Consider the following 19,989-nt stretch of genomic DNA (forward strand, 5'->3'; position numbering starts at 1 on the left):
CAAATGGGCCCATGAGGGACCGCGGGGAACACGGAAGCCCCGGCCGCGCTTCTCCGGGTCTCCCCGGGGAAGCCCCGGCCGGGGCTTCGGTGGTACGTCTCTCAGCTCAGGAAACGCGAGCTGGTGAGCGTCAGGCGGCGACGACGTCGACCGCTTCGGCAGGCGCCTTGATCGTGACCCGTTCCGGTGGCACACCGGTCACCGATACGGAATTGAGCATCGGGCGACGCACCGGTGCGGACACCGGTGCGGTGGCCGCAGCCGACTGTGCCAGCTCGGCGAGGGCGAGCTCGTCGCTCACTTCCCGCATGAGCTCGGACATCCGTACGTCCAGCGCGTCGCAGATCGCGGAGAGCAGTTCGGAGGATGCCTCCTTCTGCCCCCGCTCCACCTCGGAGAGATAGCCGAGTGAGACTCGGGCGGACGAGGAGACTTCGCGCAGAGTACGGCCCTGGCGCTGGCGCTGCCGACGCAGCACGTCACCCAGCAGGCGACGGAGCAGAATCATCGGTGGCTCCCTCCTCGGACCGCGTAGCCGCATCCTTCACGCCCCACCGTACCGCCTTGCGCCGCGGCCGTGCGGGGAGCGATGTCGTGTTCACTCAGGGCTGCAAACATCAAAACCCCCCGTTCTGTTCCGTATCCTGTGCCCGCTCATTCCCGGTCTGTTCGCCCGCGAGCTCCCGAAGAAGCAGCGCGAGTACGCTGCGTACACTCTCCATACGGATTTCCGCCCGGTCGCCGTTCAACCGCAGTGGCACCACTTTCCCGTCGCGAAGGGTGCCGGAAGGCGCCGCGAAGGGGCCGTCGACGGCCACGTAGACCGTACCGACCGGCTGTCCGTCCTGCGGTTCGGGACCGGCGACGCCGGTGGTCGCGATCCCCCAGTCGGCTCCGAGCGCCTTGCGAACCCCGGCCGCCATCTGTGCCGCGACCTGGGCATCCACCGCACCGCGTTCGGCCAGAAGAGTGACATCGACGCCGAGGAGTTCGTGCTTCAGTTCAGTGGCGTACGCGGTCACCGAGCCCCGGAACGCCTTCGAGGCACCCGGCACCGCGGTGATCTCCGCGGCCACCAGGCCACCGGTGAGCGACTCGGCGACGGCGAGCGTCTCGCCCCTCACTGTGAGTAGTCGCACCACTTCGGCGGCCGTGGGACTCACCGCTCGGCCTCCGCGGCGGCCGCCCGCCGCTCGGCGATTCCGCGGCGGCGCAGCACGACGGCCTGCCGCACATAATCGAGGCCGGTGACCACGGTCAGCACGACCGCGACGGCCATCACCCAGAACCTCAGGGTGGCCAGCGCCCCGGTCAGCGGCAGGATGTACATGCCGACCGCCGTGCCCTGGGCCAGCGTCTTCAGCTTGCCGCCGCGGCTCGCCGGGATGACCCCGTAGCGGATCACGACGAAGCGCAGCAGGGTGACGCCGAACTCACGGCCCAGGATCACGAAGGTGACCCACCAGGGCAGGTCATCGAGGGCGGACAGGCAGACCAGCGCCGCGCCCATGATCGCCTTGTCGGCGATGGGGTCGGCGATCTTCCCGAAGTCGGTGACCAGGTTGTACGTGCGCGCCAGATGACCGTCGAAGATGTCGGTGATCATGGCCACGGCGAAGGCGGCCCAGGCCCAGGCCCGCATGGCGGGGTCGTATCCGCCGTCGGCCAGCATCAGCGCCACGAAACCCGGCACGAGGACGAGCCGGATCATGGTCAGGATGTTGGCGATGTTCCACAGGCTGGCCTGGTTGACGGCCGCGGCGCCCAGCTTCCCGCCGCGAGGCGTCTTCGGGCCTTCCGGGGCACCGGACGCAGCCGATGCACCGGAGGTGCCGGGAGCGCTCGACGCACCCGAGGTGCCGGATGCGCCCGGAGCACCGGATGCGCCGGGGGCGCCCGTCGCACCTTTGGCGCCCGGGGAGCCTCCTGCCGCGGATGCCGGGGCTCCGGTCATCTGGCCGCCTCCTCAGCGCTCACGAGCGAGCCCGGAAGCGGCTCGGCCACCAGGTCGACACCTTCCGTGCCGACCACCTTGGCCTCGACGATACGGCCGACGATCAGACCTTCGCCGCTCGTGAACAGGACCTGGCCGTCCGTCTCCGGCGCCTGGTGCGCGGCGCGGCCGTACGCGCCGTCCTCGTCGTCGATGCTCTCGACCAGCACGCGCACGGTTTCGCCCACGCGCTCCTCCGCGCGCTGGGCGACCAGCTCCTCGGCGAGCCGGGACACCCGCGCGAGGCGCTCGGCGACGACGTCCTCGTCCAGCTTGTTCTCGTACGTCGCCGCTTCGGTGCCCTCCTCGTCGGAGTACCCGAAGACGCCGATCGCGTCGAGGCGTGCTCCGGTGAGGAAGCGCTCCAGCTCCGCGAGGTCGGCCTCGCTCTCACCGGGGAAGCCCACGATGAAGTTGGAGCGCACGCCGGCCTGCGGGGCCTTGGCCCGGATGGTGTCGAGCAGTTCCAGGAACCGGTCGGTGTCACCGAAGCGGCGCATCGAGCGCAGCACGTCGGGCGCGGAGTGCTGGAAGGACAGGTCGAAGTAGGGCGCGACGTTCGGCGTCGAGGTCAGGACGTCGATGAGCCCGGGGCGCATCTCGGCGGGCTGGAGGTAGCTGACCCGCACGCGCTCGATGCCGTCGATCTCGGCCAGCTCGGGGAGCATCGTCTCCAGGAGACGGATGTCACCCAGGTCCTTGCCGTACGAGGTGTTGTTCTCGGAGACGAGCATCACTTCCTTGACGCCCTGCTCGGCCAGCCAGCGCGCCTCGTTCAGGACGTCGCTGGGGCGGCGCGAGATGAACGAACCGCGGAAGGAGGGGATGGCGCAGAACGTGCAGCGGCGGTCGCAGCCGGAGGCCAGCTTGACCGAGGCGACCGGGGACCCGTCCAGGCGGCGGCGCAGGGGCGCACGGGGGCCGGAGACCGGGGCGACGCCCTCGGGGAGGTCGGAGGGGGTGCCGTGGCCGGGAAGGGCCACTTCCTCGCCGGCGCTCTGCCGCTCGGCCGGGCTGATCGGCAGCAGCTTGCGCCGGTCGCGCGGGGTGTGGGAGGCGTGGATGCCGCCGTTCAGGATGGTCTGGAGGCGGTCGGAGATGTCGGCGTAGTCGTCGAAGCCGAGCACACCGTCGGCCTCGGGGAGCGCGTCGGCGAGTTCCTTGCCGTAGCGCTCGGCCATACAGCCCACCGCGACCACGGCCTGGGTTCTGCCGTGCCCCTTGAGGTCATTGGCTTCGAGGAGGGCGTCGACGGAGTCCTTCTTGGCGGCTTCGACGAATCCGCAGGTGTTGACGACGGCGACGTCCGCTTGCTCGGCGTCCTTCACGAGTTGCCAGCCGTCCGCCTCCAAGCGGCCTGCGAGCTCCTCCGAGTCCACCTCGTTACGGGCGCAGCCAAGGGTGACGAGTGCGACGGTACGGCGTTCAGGCATGGGCTCAAGACTACTTTGTCTGGCCGACAGCCCACGTCGACGGGGTTGGCCGATCTTGGCCAACCCCGTCGACGGTGTGCTACTCGGGACCCCTATCCGACCTGCGGGTCACCCTTCGTGTACGTCAGACGCTCCACCGCGCCCGGCTGGAACTGATCCTCGATCTTCTTGCCGTTGACGAAGAGCTGGATGGCTCCGGCGTCGCCGAGGATGAGGTTGATCTTGGAGCTGTCCTGGAAGGTCTTGGACTCGCCCTGCTTCAGCAGCCCGTCGAAGAGCATCCGCCCGTTGTGGTCCTTGGCGGAGATCCAGCTGCGTCCGTCCGCGGCGCTGACCTGGACGGTCACCTTGTCCTGCGGGGCGGCCGCGATGGCGCTGTCGGACGGTTCGGGCTTCGGGTCGGCCGGCTTGGTGGCGGTCGCGGACGGAGCGGCGGACTTCTTGGTGGTCGGCGTGGACCCCTCGGCGACCTGGGTCTTCGAGTCGTCGCCGTTGCCGCCGCCCTTGACCATGGTGAACCCGACGAAGCCGATCACCGCGACGATCGCGGCGACCATGGCGGCCGTCCAGTTCGGGCCGCGGCGCTCGGGGCGGATGCGTTCCGCCTCGAACAGCGGGGCGGCGGGCGTCGGCGCGGGACGTCCGCCGTGTTCGGCGTCGTACTGCGCGAGCAGCGGAGCCGGGTCGAGCCGGACGGCGCGGGCCAGGGTCCGGATGTGCCCGCGCGCGTAGACGTCGCCACCACAGGGAGCGAAGTCGTTCTGTTCGATGGCGTGGATGATCGTGATGCGGACGCGGGTGGCGTTGCTGACGTCGTCGACGGTCAGATGGGCCTCGATGCGTGCCTTCTGGAGGGCACGTCCGATCGAGAGCCGTTCGGCCGTAGGGTCGTCTTCGAACGGACGCTCGTCTTCGGGGGAGTTGCCGTCAGGTGAGTTGACGATGGACACGGGGGCGCCTTTCGAGCGTGTAGCCACCTGTGCTGGAAGTTCAGTCTAGGGGGGGTACGAAAGGGTGGGGCAACCGGGCGGTGGGACTTTGTACGCCATCAGAATGGCCGGTCATCCTGATATAGGGACATGGTGACGCCCCTTCGCTCAACTTGACGTGCGACAAGGCGAAACGGTTGCTCACCGACTCCTTACGGGTGAGTCACATTCACATATCAGCCGGGTTCGGAACATGACGTTCCGCCATCCGCCCGACAGCGCGGCCGCTTCCTGAGCGACGGCCACGCGCTCACCGCGCCGTTGCCGGTTGTCCCGTCCCCCCTCGCCGGGGACTCCTACGCTTCTGCTTCCCCGCGCATCACGGCCAACACCCCGTCCAGCTCGTCGGCCTTCACCAGGACGTCACGCGCCTTGGAACCCTCGCTGGGCCCGACGATCCCGCGCGACTCCATGAGGTCCATGAGACGGCCCGCCTTGGCGAAGCCGACGCGCAGCTTGCGCTGGAGCATCGAGGTGGACCCGAACTGCGTGGAGACGACCAGCTCGGCGGCCGCGCACAGCAGGTCGAGGTCGTCACCGATGTCCTCGTCGATCTCCTTCTTCTGCTTGGTGCCCACGGTGACGTCGTCCCGGAAGACGGGCGCCATCTGATCCTTGCAGTGCTGCACGATCGCCGCGACCTCGTCCTCGGTGACGAAGGCGCCCTGCATACGCGTGGGCTTGTTGGCCCCCATCGGCAGGAAGAGTCCGTCGCCCTTGCCGATCAGCTTCTCGGCACCGGGCTGGTCGAGGATGACCCGCGAGTCCGCGAGCGACGAGGTCGCGAAGGCCAGCCGGGAGGGCACGTTCGCCTTGATCAGACCGGTGACGACGTCGACGGAGGGCCGCTGCGTGGCGAGCACCAGATGGATGCCGGCCGCGCGCGCGAGCTGGGTGATGCGCACGATCGAGTCCTCGACGTCGCGTGGCGCGACCATCATCAGGTCGGCGAGCTCGTCGACGATCACCAGGAGATACGGGTACGGGGTCAGCTCCCGCTCGCTGCCCTCGGGCAGCTTGACCTTGCCGTTCCTGATGGCCTCGTTGAAGTCGTCGATGTGCCGGAACCCGAACGCCGCGAGGTCGTCGTAGCGCAGGTCCATCTCCCGTACGACCCACTGCAGCGCCTCGGCGGCCCGTTTCGGGTTGGTGATGATCGGCGTGATCAGGTGCGGGATGCCCTCGTACGCGGTCAGCTCGACGCGCTTGGGGTCCACGAGGACCATCCGCACGTCCTCGGGGGTCGCGCGGACCATGACCGAGGTGATCAGGCAGTTGATGCAGGACGACTTGCCGGAACCGGTGGCTCCGGCGACGAGGACGTGGGGCATCTTCGCCAGGTTGGCCATCACATAGCCGCCCTCGACGTCCTTGCCGAGCGCGACCAGCATCGGATGGTCGTCCTCCGCCGCGTCCGCGAGACGCAGCACGTCACCGAGGTTGACCATCTCGCGGTCGGTGTTGGGGATCTCGATGCCGACCGCGGACTTGCCGGGGATCGGGCTGATGATCCGCACGTCGGGGCTGGCGACCGCGTACGCGATGTTCTTGGTCAGCGCGGTGATCCGTTCGACCTTCACGGCGGGGCCGAGCGTGACCTCGTACCGCGTGACCGTCGGTCCGCGGGTGAAGCCCGTGACGTCGGCGTCGACCTTGAACTCGGCGAAGACCTGACGCAGGGAGTCGACGACCGCGTCGTTGGCGGCGCTGCGGACCTTGCCGGGGCCGCCGCGCTCCAGGAGGTCCAGGGAGGGCAGCGCGTAGGTGATGTCCCCGGAGAGCTGGAGCTGTTCCGCGCGCGGGGGCAGCTCGCGCGGGGCGTCGGGCGCGGCCTTGGTGAGGTCGGGCACGACGGACTCGACCGGCAGGGCCTCCTGCTTGGGCCGCTTGGCGCCCGGGACGACCTTGGCGCGGGCGGCCGGCACCGGTGTCGTCTCCTCGTACCCCTCGCGTTCCACACTGACGCCCTGCGTCAGATCGGCGACCAGGGGCGAGGGCGGCATCCCGTGCAGCACGGCACCGTCCAGCGCCGCGGCGGCGGCCGCCGCGACGTCCACGGCGTCCATCGGCCGGTTCATGTCGGGCTGCTGCGCGCCGGGCCGCCGGGGGCGGCTCCGGCGCCTGGTGAGCGCCTCCCGCTCGGCACTGTCGGGGTCGTACGACTCGGGGGCGCGCGAGCGCCCGCCGGAGCGCCCCGCGATCCCCTCACGCCACTGCTCGTCGTAGCGCTCCTCGTCCTCACGGAACGCGTCCTCGTCGAAGTCGGCCTGGACGATGCCGAGCTTCTGGCCGAGCAGCCGCAGCCGCTGCGGAATCGCGTTGACCGGGGTCGCCGTGACGACCAGCAGCCCGAAGATCGTGAGCAGCACCAGGAGCGGTACGGCCAGGACGTCACCCATCGTGTACGTCAGCGGGGTGGCCGACCCCCAGCCGATGAGCCCGCCGGCGTCCCTTATCGCCTGCATCCCGTCGCTGCGCGCCGGCGAACCGCACGCGATGTGCACCTGCCCGAGCACGCCGATCGCGAGCGCCGACAGACCGATCACGATCCGGCCGTTCGCGTCGGGCTGCTCGGGGTGCCGGATGAGCCGCGCCGCGATCACGGCGAGAAGTATCGGGACGAGGAGGTCGAGGCGGCCGAAGGCGCCGGTGACGAGCACCTCGACGAGGTCGCCGACGGGACCGCGCAGATTGGACCACGTACCCGCCGCGACGATCAGCGCGAGACCGATCAGCAGGAGCGCGAGTCCGTCCTTGCGGTGCGCCGGGTCGAGCCCCTTGGCACCGCGCCCTATCCCGCGGAAGCCGGCTCCGACGGCATGGGCGATGCCCAGCCACAGGGCGCGTACGAGTCTGTACACGCCCGCGGTCGGGTTGGGCGCCGGCGCGGGGGCGGGCTTCTTCGCGGCGGCCCTCTTGGCGGGCGCCTTGCCGGCGGCCGCCTTCTTCACGGGAGCTTTTTTCGCGGGGGCCTTCTTCGCCGGAGCCTTCGTCGGAGCGGCCGCCTTCTTCGCGGGCGGCTTCTTGGCTGCGGACTGACGTGGGGCCATGTGTGTGAGGTTACCGGTGGAGATGTCGGCGACACGTGTGCCTCCCCCAAGTTCTCGACTTCGCTCGAACAGGGGGGATGCTGAGGTTCACCCGATCGTGTCACCCTCACCAGAAACGGAACTGACGCTTCCTCAAGGTCCGGCGGGGCAGCCCGTGCATGCCCGTACGGGCTTCAGCCCTGCGACGGCACCGAGGGTGCCCCGCTCCCCGTGCCCGGCTCCAGCGCGTCCAGCGCCCTGCGCAACCCGGTGAGTTTGCGTTCGAGATGAGCCGCGGTCGCCACCGCCGCCGCGTCCGCGGAGTCGTCGTCGAGCTGCTTGGACAGCGCCTCGGCCTGCTCCTCGACGGCCGCGAGGCGCGCGGAGAGTTCGGCGAGGAGTCCGGCGGGCTCCTTGGCCTCGCCGAGTGCCGCCTTGCCGCCGCCCTCGAGCTGGAGCCGCAACAGGGCCGCCTGCTCACGGAGTTGGCAGTTCTTCATGTAGAGCTCGACGAACACCGAGACCTTCGCGCGCAGCACCCACGGGTCGAAGGGCTTGGAGATGTAGTCCACCGCGCCGGCCGCGTACCCCCGGAAGGTGTGGTGGGGTCCGTGGTTGATGGCGGTGAGGAAGATGATCGGGATGTCCCGGGTCCGCTCCCGCCGCTTGATGTGCGCGGCGGTCTCGAATCCGTCCATGCCGGGCATCTGAACATCCAGCAGAATGACCGCGAAGTCGTCCGTGAGCAGCGCTTTGAGCGCTTCCTCCCCGGACGATGCCCGTACCAGTGTCTGATCGAGCGCGGAGAGGATCGCCTCCAGCGCCAACAGATTCTCCGGCCGGTCATCGACCAGGAGGATCTTGGCCTTCTGCACCATGGCCCGCCCTCCTCGCCCCGGCATGGGGCCTCCCCTGTCCGCAGGACTTGGGGAAGCGCCGGGCGCCGCCCCTGGGGACGACTCCCTTGCGCCGTCCGTCCTTGTGCCGGTCATGCTAGCCGCACCCCGCCCGTCGCCACACCCTGTCACCGTGATGTCACTGTGCACGTAGCAGAAACGCGGCAGGGGACCAGAAGGTTCCCCGTATCCCGTGCTTCTACACGGCTTCCGCCACAGTCGGTCATCCGACGCCGGGCCGTCCGAACGGCCGGGTCGTCACGGTGTGCCGATACCGGTCACCGTGACGACCCGGGTCGCTCCCCCGAGTGTGTCACTCCTGACGCATCCACTGGGCCATCACCGACAGCAGGTGATCGGGATCGACCGGCTTGGTCACGTAGTCGGAGGCGCCCGACTCGATCGCCTTCTCCCGGTCGCCCTTCATGGCCTTCGCCGTCAGCGCGATGATCGGCAGCCCCGCGAACTGCGGCATCCGCCGGATCGCCGTGGTCGTGGCATAGCCGTCCATCTCGGGCATCATGATGTCCATCAGAACGACCGTCACATCGTCGTGCTGCTCCAGGACCTCGATGCCCTCACGGCCGTTCTCCGCGTACAGCACCGAAAGTCCGTGCTGCTCAAGGACGCTGGTCAGCGCGAAGACATTGCGGATGTCGTCGTCGACGATCAGCACCTTCTCGCCCTCGAAGCGGATGCCCCGGCCCTGCTGCTGCCCCGCGTCCTGCTGCCCCGCGGCCCCCCACGGCTCCTGAGCCGCGCCCGCGGCACCGTCCGGCTGCCCCGGCACGTCCGCGCGCTGCTCGGCCGTGGGCAGCGCCCTGCGGCGCCTCCTGAACAGCGCGGCGGGCCCGTTCTGGGCGTCCTGATACGACTTCACCTCGGCCGGCATCCCGATGCTGTGCAGTTCGCCCTCGGAGGCCAGCAGCTCCCCCGCCTCCAGCGCCGGCGCGAGCTGCCCGTAACCCTGCGGCGGCAGTTCGCTCGGGTGCAGCGGCAGGTACAACGTGAAGGTGGAGCCGCGACCCGGCTCGCTCTGGGCGTAGATCTCGCCGCCCAGCAGCCGCGCGATCTCCCGCGAGATGGACAGCCCCAGACCCGTACCGCCGTACTTGCGGCTCGTCGTGCCGTCCGCCTGCTTGAAGGCCTCGAAGATGACCCGCATCTTGCTCGCCGCGATCCCGATACCGGTGTCGGTCACGGAGAACGCGATGAGGTCGGCGTCCGCGTCCCTCAGCGACCCCGACTCCAGCAGCTGCTCCCTGATGGCCACCGGCACGTCCGCCCCGGCGGGCCGGATCACCAGCTCGACCGCTCCGGAGTCGGTGAACTTCACCGCGTTGGAGAGCAGGTTGCGCAGCACCTGGAGAAGACGCTGCTCGTCGGTGTGCAGGGTGGCGGGCAGCTCCGGCGAGACCCGTACGGAGAAGTCGAGCCCCTTCTCCGCGGTCAGCGGACGGAACGTCGCCTCCACGTAGTCGACGAGCTGGACGAGCGCGATACGGGTCGGCGACACGTCCATCTTGCCCGCCTCGACCTTCGACAGGTCGAGGATGTCGTTGATGAGCTGGAGCAGGTCGGAGCCCGCGCCGTGGATCGTCTCGGCGAACTCGACCTGCTTCGGCGTGAGGTTCGTGTCCGCGTTGTCGGCGAGCAGCTTGGCCAGGATCAGCAGCGAGTTGAGCGGTGTCCGCAGCTCGTGCGACATGTTCGCCAGGAACTCGCTCTTGTAGCGCATGGAGACCGCGAGTTGTTCGGCGCGCTCCTCCAGAACCTGACGCGCTTCCTCGATCTCGGTGTTCTTGACCTCGATGTCGCGGTTCTGCTGGGCCAGCAGCTCGGCCTTGTCCTCCAGTTCCGCGTTCGAGTCCTGGAGCGCCTTCTGCCGGTTCTCCAACTCCGCCGACCGCTCCCGCAGCTGCTCGGTGAGCTCCTGCGACTGCCGCAGCAGCACCTCCGTCTTGGTGTTGACCGAGATCGTGTTGACGCTCGTCGCGATCATCTCCGCGATCTGGTTCAGGAAGTCCTTCTGGATCTGCGTGAAGGGCGTGAACGACGCCAGCTCGATGACACCGAGCACGGTCCCCTCGAAGAGCACCGGAAGCACGATGACCTGGGCCGGAGGTGCCTCGCCGAGCCCGGAGGAGATCTTCAGATAGCCGCTCGGCGCGTTCTCCACCAGGATCGTGCGCTTCTCCTGCGCGGCCGTCCCGATCAGCGCCTCACCGGGCCGGAACGACGTCGGCATGGAGCCCATCGAGTAGCCGTACGACCCGAGCATGCGCAGCTCGTACGCCTCCTCGTCCTCCGTGCCCGCGTCCTTGCCGTCGACCAGCGGCATCGACAGGAAGAACGCGCCGTGCTGGGCCGAGACGACCGGCGTCAGCTCGCTCATGATCAGCGAGGCCACGTCGTCGAGATCGCGGCGGCCCTGCATCAGGGCGGAGATACGGGCGAGGTTGCCCTTCAGCCAGTCCTGCTCCTTGTTGGCGATGGTGGTGTCGCGCAGGTTGGCGATCATCTTGTTGATGTAGTCCTGGAGTTCCTGGATCTCGCCGGAGGCGTCCACGTCGATCTTCAGGTTCAGGTCGCCGCGGGTCACCGCGGTCGCCACGCGCGCGATGGCACGCACCTGCCGGGTCAGGTTCCCGGCCATCTCGTTCACCGACTCGGTGAGGTCGCGCCAGGTGCCGTCGACGTCACGGACGCGCGCCTGACCACCCAACTGCCCCTCGGTGCCCACCTCCCGGGCGACTCGGGTGACCTCCTCCGCGAAGGACGACAGCTGGTCGACCATCGTGTTGATGGTGGTCTTGAGCTCCAGGATCTCGCCGCGCGCGTCGATGTCGATCTTCTTGGTGAGATCACCCTTGGCGATGGCCGTGGTGACCATCGCGATGTTGCGCACCTGGCCGGTCAGGTTGGACGCCATCCCGTTCACCGACTCGGTGAGGTCCTTCCACGTACCGGCGACTCCCGGGACCTGCGCCTGACCGCCGAGGATGCCGTCCGTACCCACTTCGCGGGCCACCTTGGTGACCTGCTCGGCGAACGAACTCAGCGTCTTCACCATGGTGTTGAAGGTGTCGGCGAGCTGCGCGACCTCGCCCCGCGCCTCGATCGTCACCGTCCGGGTCAGGTCGCCGTTGGCGACGGCCGCCGCCACCTGCGAGATGTTCCGCACCTGCATGGTCAGGTTGTAGGCCATCAGGTTGACGTTGTCGCTCAGGTCCTTCCAGATGCCCGTGACCCCGGGCACCCGCGCCTGACCGCCCAACTGGCCCTCGGTGCCCACCTCGCGGGCCACCCGGGTCACCTGCTCGGCGAACGACGACAGCTGGTCGACCATCGTGTTGACGGTGGTGACCAGTTCGAGGATCTCGCCCTTGGCGTCGACGGTGATCTTCTTGGACAGGTCTCCCATGGCGACCGCGGTCGTGACCTCGGCGATGTTGCGCACCTGGATGGTCAGGTTGTTCGCCATGAAGTTCACGGACTGGGTGAGGTCCTTCCAGGTGCCCGAGACACCCTGCACCTCGGCCTGCCCGCCGAGGATGCCCTCCGTGCCCACCTCGCGGGCCACCCGCGTCACCTGCTCGGCGAAGTTCGAGAGCTGGTCCACCATCGTGTTGAGGGTGTTCTTCAGCTCCAGGATCTCGCCGCGCGCGTCCACGTCGATCTTCTGCGACAGGTCACCCCGCGCCACCGCGGTCGCGACCTGCGCGATGTTGCGCACCTGCGCGGTGAGGTTGCCGGCCATGCCGTTCACCGAATCGGTCAGGTCACGCCACACACCGGCGACGCCAGGCACCTGCGCCTGACCGCCGAGCCGGCCCTCGGTACCCACGTCACGGGCCACCCGCGTCACCTGGTCGGCGAACGCGGAGAGCTGGTCGACCATCGTGTTGATGGTGTTCTTCAGCTCCAGGATCTCGCCGCGCGCGTCCACGTCGATCTTCTGCGACAGGTCACCCCGCGCCACCGCCGTGGTCACCTGCGCGATCTGCCGTACCTGCGAAGTCAGGTTCCCCGCCATGAAGTTGACGGAGTCGGTGAGTTCCTTCCAGGTGCCGGACACGCCGTCCACCCGGGCCTGGCCACCGAGCCGGCCCTCCGTACCCACGTCACGGGCCATCCGGGTCACCTGGTCGGCGAAGCTCGACAGCTGGTCCACCATGGTGTTCACGGTGACCTTCAGCTCCAGCATCTCGCCGGCGACCTCGACGGTCACCTTCTGCGACAGGTCACCGTTCGCGACCGCCGTGGTCACCTGCGCGATGTTGCGCACCTGGCCGGTCAGGTTCTGGAACGCCGTGTTGACGGAGTCCGTGAGGTCCTTCCAGGTGCCGGCCACTCCCGGAACCTGTGCCTGGCCGCCCAGTTCACCCTCGACACCGACCTCGCGGGCCACGCGCGTGACCTCGACACCGAAGGACGACAGCTGGTCGACCATCGTGTTGACGGTGTTCTTCAGCTCCAGCATCTCGCCGGCGACCTGGACACTGACCTTCTGCGACAGATCGCCGTTGGCCACGGCGGTCGTCACGGCGGCGATGTCACGCACCTGGGTCGTGAGGTTGCGGAAGACCGTGTTGACCGAGTCCGTGAGGTCCTTCCACGTTCCCGCCGCCCCCGGCACGTTCGCCTGACCGCCGAGCCGTCCCTCGCCACCGACCTCGTTGGCCACACGGGTGACCTCGTCGGCGAACGTCCGCAGCGTCTCGGTCATCTGGTTGATCGTCTCGGCGAGCTGCGCGACCTCACCCCGTGCGGAGACGGTCACCTTCTGCGACAGGTCACCGCTCGCGACCGCCGTCGTCACCTGGGCGATCCCGCGCACCTGGGCCGTCAGGTTGCCGGCCATGAGGTTCACCGAATCGGTGAGGTCCTTCCACACACCGGCCACACCGGGCACCTGCGCCTGGCCGCCCAGCTCACCCTCCGTACCCACCTCGCGCGCGACGCGGGTCACCTCGGAGGAGAAGGAGGACAGCTGGTCCACCATCGTGTTGACGGTGTTCTTCAGCTCCAGCATCTCGCCGGCCACGTGAACCGTGACCTTCCGCGACAGGTCACCCTTGGCGACCGCCGTCGTCACGAGAGCGATGTCACGCACCTGCGCGGTGAGCCGGTGCGCCATCGTGTTGACCGAGTCCGTGAGGTCCTTCCACGAACCGGACATACCGCGGACCCGGGCCTGCCCCCCGAGCTTGCCCTCGGTACCCACCTCACTGGCCACCCGGGTGACCTCGTCGGTGAACGTCGAGAGCTGGTCCACCAGGTTGTTGACGGTCCGGCCGACCTTCAGGAACTCACCGCGCAACGGATGCCCGTTCCCGTCCGCCGCCTGCGCCCGCAGGTCCATGCGCGGCGACAGATCGCCCTCCGCGACGGCGGACAGCACCCGGCCGACCTCGGAGACAGGCCGTACGAGATCGTCCACCAGCGCGTTCGAGGCGTCGATCGCGGCCGCCCAGGCACCCTCGCCGGCGCCGGCCTCCAGCCGCTCCGTGAGCTTGCCCTCACGGCCCACCACACGGCGTACCCGCGACAGCTCGCCCGTCAGGTGCAGATTCCGGTCGGCGACCTCGTTGAAGACCGCCGAGACCTCGGACATCACGCCGTCACCGGAAACAGTGAGCCGCTTACGGAAGTTGCCGTCCCTCATCGCCACCAGGGCCGCCAGCAACCGGTTCAGGGCCGCCGTGTCCACCTCGGTGGTGCCGGTGCGCGGTGTGCGCCCGCTGTTCAGGGACTGTCCGCCTTTCGCGCGCGTCCTACCGCCCCGCGTCGCTGCGCCAGACTCCACTGTGTCCCTCCCGCAAGGGTCGACCAATACTGCTCGGCGTACTCGGGTACTTCTGTCGGGTACTTCTGTTCGTGGTCCGCGGGAGGCACGCGACCTGCCCGGACCTGTTCCTGGAGCCTGCCCAGTGTTTCACCCCGGCCGAACCAGGCCATAACAGTTCGGCAGCTTCGCACATCGTCCGCACACCCACGGGACAGTCCTCGGCCCCGGCCGCAGGCAATCACACGCACCTGTCCGAACGGAAACAGCGCACTCTTCAAGACGGAAACACCCGTGACCGGCATCCGCAGGGCCCACGAAGGTAAGTAACCTTGCAAGCGGCTGTCCAGCCGTGCCGGTCCCGTCCGGCCTGGGCGGTGGCACGAGTACGAGCGGGCAGGCATCGGAGGGGCACCGCACCATGACCACCGGACTGCATCCTGGAGGGACACCCCAGGATCCCCGGCCGACAGGGAACCACGCTCTGCCCACGCAGGAGCGGGCCGGCCACGGAACCCCGCATGCCGACGATCGGACGAGGAGTTCTGTGATCACCGCGCGCGCGGCCGCCAGCTTCGAACCCGTGGGACGGTCCGTCGCGACCGCCCGCTCGTTCGTCCGGGACACCCTCCAGGGCTGGGGCTTCGCCGACATCGTCGACGACGCCGTCGTTCTGACCAGCGAGCTGGTCACCAATGCCGTTGTGCACGCGGGCACCTCCGCCGACGTCCTGTGTCTGCGCAGCGACGACGGCGTGCGCATCGAGGTGGCGGACCGCTACCCGGAACGCGAGATCCCACTCCAGGCCACGGCCGTCAACATGGGCAGCCCAGACCGCGAGGGCGGCCGCGGCCTCCAGCTCTGCGCAGCCCTCGCCCGCCGCTGGGGCGTCGACTACACGCCCACCCACAAGCAGGTCTGGTTCCAGCTCGACCTCCCCGAGCGCGCGGTCGGCACCCGAACCGCCGGCCCCCCGCTTCCCGCCGACCTCCTCCCCCTGGCCGACGGCCGCGTACGCGTGGCGGTCGTCCAGATCGACCGCACCGGCGCCATCAACGCCTGGAACGAGGACGCCGAGGAACTCTTCGGGTACGCGGCCGACCAGGTCACCGGCAAACCGCTCACCGACCTCGCGGCCTGGCCGCACACCCCCGGCACCGGCACCGGCATCGTCGAGGCCCTCCAGCTCTCGCGCTGGGAAGGCAGTTACGGCGTCCGCTGCGCCGACGGCCGTGTCACTCCGGTGTACGCCTCGCACCTGCGGGTCCGCGACACGAGCGGCGAGCCCTCCACCGTCTGCCTCCTCGTACGCGACCACGAACGTGCTGTCCTGCAGACCCCGTTGCGCGGTCCCGCCTCCGACGCGGGCAGCCACGCGGAGGGTCAGGCAACGGATCCGTTCGAGGTCTTCATCGGATCGCCGGCCCCGGACGACCTCGACGGTCTTCTCCAGCGCACGGTGGAACGGGCCCGCGACATGCTGGACGGCGACTCCGCCTTCCTGCTCCTCGCGACCGACGACGAGACGGAGTTGGAGGTACGCGCCTCCACGGGCCTGCCCTCCGCGCGCCAGCGCTTCGCCCGTGTCCCCGTCGAGGCGGGCCCCGGCCGCTACGGCTCGGCCCGGATGCCCACCGTCCACGAGGACCTGACGCTCGTCCCCGGCGCCGTACCGCTCCTCGGCGGTACCGGCATGCGCTCGGTCGTCACGGTCCCGCTGAAGGTCGAGGGCCGCCTGACCGGCTCCCTGGGCGTCGCGGCCGAATCACCCGGCCGCTACTCCAACGAGGAGGCCCTGCGCCTCCAGTTCGCCGCCGACCGCATCGCCCTCGCGGTGGAATCGGCCCGCCTCGGCGAGCTGGAACGCCTGCGCCGCGGCTCGCTGTCGTTCCTCGTCGAAGCCTCCGACCTGCTCGCCGGCACGCTGGACCGCGACCAGACGCTCGCCCTCATGGCCCAGATGACGGTCCCGACCCTGGCCACCTGGTGCGCCGTGTACACGATCGCCGACCAGGCTTCCGATCCCTACCTCTCGTACGTCCTGCACGAGGACGAGGAACTCATCGACGGCCTCAAGGCGTTGCTCTCGAAGATCGCCCCACCGGACCCGGTCCCCACCCCGGGTGCCCGTGTCTGGTCGGCTCCCGCCGCGGCCGCTCACGACGCGGCCCTGCGGACCTCGATGCGCAGCCTGGGCCTCGGCGGGCAGACGTCGATGAGCTCCAGCATCGGCCCGACCCTGGCGACGGCCGCAGCTGTCGGTGGCGAGACCGTCGTCCTTCCCCTGGTCGCCCGCAACCGTGTCATCGGCATGCTGACCCTCGGCAAGCCGTCGGACGAGCATTTCCGCCAGGAGATCCTGGAGTTGGCCGAGGACCTCTCCCGGCGAGCGGCTCTCGCACTGGACAACGCCCGCCTGTACTCGGAGCGCACGGCGATCAGCCAGTCCCTCCAGCGCAGCCTGCTGCCCCCGGAACTCCCCCAGATCGACGGCGTCGAGGTCGAGGTCATCTACCGTGCGGCCGGAGAGGGCAACGAAGTCGGCGGCGACTTCTACGACCTCTTCCCGATCCGTGACGGCGCGTACGGCTTCGCCATCGGCGACGTCTGCGGTACGGGCCCGGAGGCGGCGGCGGTCACGGGCCTGGCCCGGCACGCACTGCGCCTGCTGGCCCGCGAGGGCTACGGCGGCCCCGCGGTCCTGGAGCGGCTGAACTCCGCCATCCTCGACGAGGGCGCCCGCAGCCGCTTCCTGACGCTTCTCTACGGCGAGTTGTGGCCCCAGGAGGACGGCAGCGCCGTCCTGAAGGTCGTCTGCGCCGGCCATCCGCTCCCGTTGCGTCTGCGCCAGGACGGAACGGTCGAGCCGGCCGCGGAACCGCAGCCGCTCCTCGGTGTCATGGAGGACCTGGAGCTGTACGAGCAGACGGTCACACTCGATCCGGGCGATGTCCTGCTGTGCGTGACGGACGGGGTCACGGAACGGCGCGAGGGCACTCGTATGCTCGGCGACGACGGTCTCGCCGATGTCCTCACCACGTGCACGGGGCTGACGGCCGGCGCTGTCGCCGCGCGCATCATGCGCGCGGTCGAACGCTTCGCCTCGGACGCCCCGTCGGACGACATGGCGATTCTGGCGATGCGCGTCCCTGGCCTCCACACGGACTGAGACCCGGCGACCGACGCTCCCGGGACTCCGGTCCCGGGGGCTGAGGTCCCGGGACCAGAGTCCCCCGGACATGCGAAAGGCCCCCGCCCACAAGGGCGGAGGCCTTTTCAGTCTGAGCCCCCCAACGGAATCGAACCGTTGACCTTCTCCTTACCATGGAGACGCTCTGCCGACTGAGCTAGGGGGGCCTGTCGCTTTCGAGGTTTCCCTCGCGGCAACAAGAGAGATCATACCCTGAACCGGACCGTGCTCCCAACCTGTCCGGCCGTGATCAGAAGGCCGGTTGCAACAGTCCGCCGAGCGCGTTGCACGCGGAGACGATCCGCTGCATCTCCCGCTTCGTCAACGTCCCGTCCACAGGCAGCGAGAGGGTCTCGTCGGCGGCCCGCTCGGTCTCGGGAAGCTGTACGTCCCGACGGAACCCGGGCAGCCGGTGCACCGGCGTCTTCACCGGAACCCGGCACTCGACTCCCCTGGCCCGTACGGCCCGTGCGAAGGCGTCGCGGTCCGGACGCCCGTTGCCGGGCACCCGTACGACGTACTGCTGGTAGGTGTGTCCGTCGCCGCTGACGGGCGTGCGTACGCCCCTGAGCCGGCCGTCGAGATAGGCGGCCCGCTCCCTGCGCTGCGCGATGTCGTCGTACGGCGCCTCGGACTCGCCCTGTTCCAGGACCAGCACTTCATGCCGCTGCCCCAGCTCCCGCAACCGCACCATGTCGGCGGTCCGCCCGAAGCGGTGCACGACAACGAGCGCCGCCGTCCGGGGAGTTATGACCGCCTCCACCGCATCGGGGTCGAGGCAGTACGTCACGGGGTCTATGTCAGCGAAGACGACGGTGGCGCCGGCTTCGGTGACGGCGTCGGCGACCTCGACGTTCCCGAAGGCCGGAACGACGACCTCGTCACCGGCTCCGACGCCCGCGGCTGTGAGCATTGCAGCAGTACTCATGATGGGGATATTGGTCGCGGAACGTGAACTTCAAGTGACGCAAAACAAAAAAGAGCTGGTCCCCGAACCGAAGTTCGGGGACCAGCTCTCTAAAATTTGTTCGGCGGCGTCCTACTCTCCCACAGGGTCCCCCCTGCAGTACCATCGGCGCTGTGAGGCTTAGCTTCCGGGTTCGGAATGTAACCGGGCGTTTCCCTCACGCTATGACCACCGAAACACTATGAAACTGTCAACCAGACCACGCTCTGTGACAAACGTGGGGTTGTTCGTGGTTTCAGAACCAACACAGTGGACGCGAGCAACTGAGGACAAGCCCTCGGCCTATTAGTACCAGTCACCTCCACCCGTTGCCGGGCTTCCAGATCTGGCCTATCAACCCAGTCGTCTACTGGGAGCCTTAACCCCTCAAGGGGGTGGGAATACTCATCTCGAAGCAGGCTTCCCGCTTAGATGCTTTCAGCGGTTATCCCTCCCGAACGTAGCCAACCAGCCATGCCCTTGGCAGGACAACTGGCACACCAGAGGTTCGTCCGTCCCGGTCCTCTCGTACTAGGGACAGCCCTTCTCAATATTCCTACGCGCACAGCGGATAGGGACCGAACTGTCTCACGACGTTCTAAACCCAGCTCGCGTACCGCTTTAATGGGCGAACAGCCCAACCCTTGGGACCGACTCCAGCCCCAGGATGCGACGAGCCGACATCGAGGTGCCAAACCATCCCGTCGATATGGACTCTTGGGGAAGATCAGCCTGTTATCCCCGGGGTACCTTTTATCCGTTGAGCGACGGCGCTTCCACAAGCCACCGCCGGATCACTAGTCCCGACTTTCGTCCCTGCTCGACCCGTCGGTCTCACAGTCAAGCTCCCTTGTGCACTTACACTCAACACCTGATTGCCAACCAGGCTGAGGGAACCTTTGGGCGCCTCCGTTACTCTTTAGGAGGCAACCGCCCCAGTTAAACTACCCATCAGACACTGTCCCTGATCCGGATCACGGACCCAGGTTAGACATCCAGCACGACCAGACTGGTATTTCAACGACGACTCCACCTGAACTGGCGTCCAAGCTTCACAGTCTCCCAGCTATCCTACACAAGCCGAACCGAACACCAATATCAAACTGTAGTAAAGGTCCCGGGGTCTTTCCGTCCTGCTGCGCGAAACGAGCATCTTTACTCGTAGTGCAATTTCACCGGGCCTATGGTTGAGACAGTCGAGAAGTCGTTACGCCATTCGTGCAGGTCGGAACTTACCCGACAAGGAATTTCGCTACCTTAGGATGGTTATAGTTACCACCGCCGTTTACTGGCGCTTAAGTTCTCAGCTTCGCCACCCCGAAGAGTGACTAACCGGTCCCCTTAACGTTCCAGCACCGGGCAGGCGTCAGTCCGTATACATCGCCTTACGGCTTCGCACGGACCTGTGTTTTTAGTAAACAGTCGCTTCTCGCTGGTCTCTGCGGCCACCCCCAGCTCATGGAGTAAATCCAATCACCGGTGATGGCCCCCCTTCTCCCGAAGTTACGGGGGCATTTTGCCGAGTTCCTTAACCATAGTTCACCCGAACGCCTCGGTATTCTCTACCTGACCACCTGAGTCGGTTTAGGGTACGGGCCGCCATGAAACTCGCTAGAGGCTTTTCTCGACAGCATAGGATCATCCACTTCACCACAATCGGCTCGGCATCAGGTCTCAGCCTTAATGTGTGACGGATTTGCCTATCACACGGCCTACACCCTTACC

Annotated in this window: 10 protein-coding genes, 1 tRNA gene and 2 rRNA genes (1 of these 13 cut by a window edge); 1 reads left to right on the top strand and 12 read right to left on the bottom strand. The window is 68.2% G+C overall.

Going from position 1 to position 19,989, the window contains the following annotated elements; all coding sequences use genetic code 11:
- Positions 1–130: 130 nt before the first annotated feature.
- The 8 genes from OG780_RS11840 to OG780_RS11875 all read right to left on the bottom strand — a co-directional run bounded on the left by OG780_RS11840 (position 131) and on the right by OG780_RS11875 (position 14,149).
- Positions 131–508: a helix-turn-helix domain-containing protein gene (locus tag OG780_RS11840; protein ID WP_326785134.1), complete on the bottom strand. Its 378-nt coding sequence runs from the start codon at positions 506–508 to the stop codon at positions 131–133.
- A gap of 109 nt (positions 509–617) precedes the next feature.
- On the bottom strand, positions 618–1,163 hold the full coding sequence (locus OG780_RS11845) for a CinA family protein (RefSeq protein ID WP_328447397.1): 546 nt from the start codon (positions 1,161–1,163) through the stop codon (positions 618–620).
- Entirely contained in the window at positions 1,160–1,954 is a 795-nt protein-coding gene (gene pgsA / locus OG780_RS11850) for a CDP-diacylglycerol--glycerol-3-phosphate 3-phosphatidyltransferase (RefSeq protein WP_328447399.1), read from the bottom strand. The genes OG780_RS11845 and pgsA overlap by 4 nt, the downstream gene beginning before the upstream one ends.
- Positions 1,951–3,426, bottom strand: coding sequence for a 30S ribosomal protein S12 methylthiotransferase RimO (gene rimO, locus OG780_RS11855; RefSeq protein ID WP_326785137.1), 1,476 nt, complete (start codon positions 3,424–3,426; stop codon positions 1,951–1,953). The genes pgsA and rimO overlap by 4 nt, the downstream gene beginning before the upstream one ends.
- Before the next feature lie 92 nt (positions 3,427–3,518).
- Entirely contained in the window at positions 3,519–4,376 is an 858-nt protein-coding gene (locus tag OG780_RS11860) for a helix-turn-helix domain-containing protein (RefSeq protein ID WP_328447401.1), read from the bottom strand.
- A 335-nt stretch (positions 4,377–4,711) separates the two neighbouring features.
- On the bottom strand, positions 4,712–7,465 hold the full coding sequence (locus OG780_RS11865) for a DNA translocase FtsK (protein ID WP_328447403.1): 2,754 nt from the start codon (positions 7,463–7,465) through the stop codon (positions 4,712–4,714).
- Positions 7,466–7,638: 173 nt separating this feature from the next.
- Entirely contained in the window at positions 7,639–8,322 is a 684-nt protein-coding gene (locus OG780_RS11870) for a response regulator (protein WP_151468805.1), read from the bottom strand.
- Between the two features lie 331 nt (positions 8,323–8,653).
- A complete protein-coding gene (locus OG780_RS11875; RefSeq protein ID WP_328447406.1) occupies positions 8,654–14,149 on the bottom strand; it encodes a HAMP domain-containing protein in 5,496 nt (1,831 codons plus the stop codon).
- Positions 14,150–14,549: 400 nt separating this feature from the next.
- On the opposite strand from OG780_RS11875, the gene OG780_RS11880 reads away from it, so the two are divergent.
- Positions 14,550–17,297, top strand: coding sequence for a SpoIIE family protein phosphatase (locus OG780_RS11880; RefSeq protein WP_328447408.1), 2,748 nt, complete (start codon positions 14,550–14,552; stop codon positions 17,295–17,297).
- A 115-nt stretch (positions 17,298–17,412) separates the two neighbouring features.
- On the opposite strand, the gene OG780_RS11885 is transcribed toward OG780_RS11880, so the two are convergent.
- From OG780_RS11885 to OG780_RS11900, 4 genes are all read right to left on the bottom strand, one after another.
- Positions 17,413–17,485 (bottom strand) — tRNA-Thr (locus OG780_RS11885).
- 83 nt (positions 17,486–17,568) lie between these two features.
- Positions 17,569–18,231, bottom strand: a complete 663-nt coding sequence (locus OG780_RS11890; RefSeq protein WP_328458064.1) for a DegT/DnrJ/EryC1/StrS family aminotransferase — start codon at positions 18,229–18,231, stop codon at positions 17,569–17,571.
- Positions 18,232–18,344: 113 nt separating this feature from the next.
- Positions 18,345–18,461: ribosomal RNA gene (rrf, locus tag OG780_RS11895) — 5S ribosomal RNA — on the bottom strand.
- 89 nt (positions 18,462–18,550) lie between these two features.
- Positions 18,551–19,989, bottom strand: a 23S ribosomal RNA gene (locus OG780_RS11900); it runs 1,684 nt beyond the window's last position.

The sequence above is a fragment of the Streptomyces sp. NBC_00386 genome, from assembly GCF_036063235.1.
GTDB lineage: Bacteria > Actinomycetota > Actinomycetes > Streptomycetales > Streptomycetaceae > Streptomyces.

What these genes read in the sequence shown, in the direction of transcription:
- OG780_RS11890 (WP_328458064.1), bottom strand. Translation starts at nt 18,231, where the DNA reads ATGCTCACAGCCGCGGGCGTCGGAGCCGGTGACGAGGTCGTCGTTCCG.
- OG780_RS11840 (WP_326785134.1), bottom strand. Translation starts at nt 508, where the DNA reads ATGATTCTGCTCCGTCGCCTGCTGGGTGACGTGCTGCGTCGGCAGCGC.
- OG780_RS11870 (WP_151468805.1), bottom strand. Translation starts at nt 8,322, where the DNA reads ATGGTGCAGAAGGCCAAGATCCTCCTGGTCGATGACCGGCCGGAGAAT.
- OG780_RS11880 (WP_328447408.1), top strand. Translation starts at nt 14,550, where the DNA reads ATGACCACCGGACTGCATCCTGGAGGGACACCCCAGGATCCCCGGCCG.
- OG780_RS11865 (WP_328447403.1), bottom strand. Translation starts at nt 7,465, where the DNA reads ATGGCCCCACGTCAGTCCGCAGCCAAGAAGCCGCCCGCGAAGAAGGCG.
- rimO (WP_326785137.1), bottom strand. Translation starts at nt 3,426, where the DNA reads ATGCCTGAACGCCGTACCGTCGCACTCGTCACCCTTGGCTGCGCCCGT.
- pgsA (WP_328447399.1), bottom strand. Translation starts at nt 1,954, where the DNA reads ATGACCGGAGCCCCGGCATCCGCGGCAGGAGGCTCCCCGGGCGCCAAA.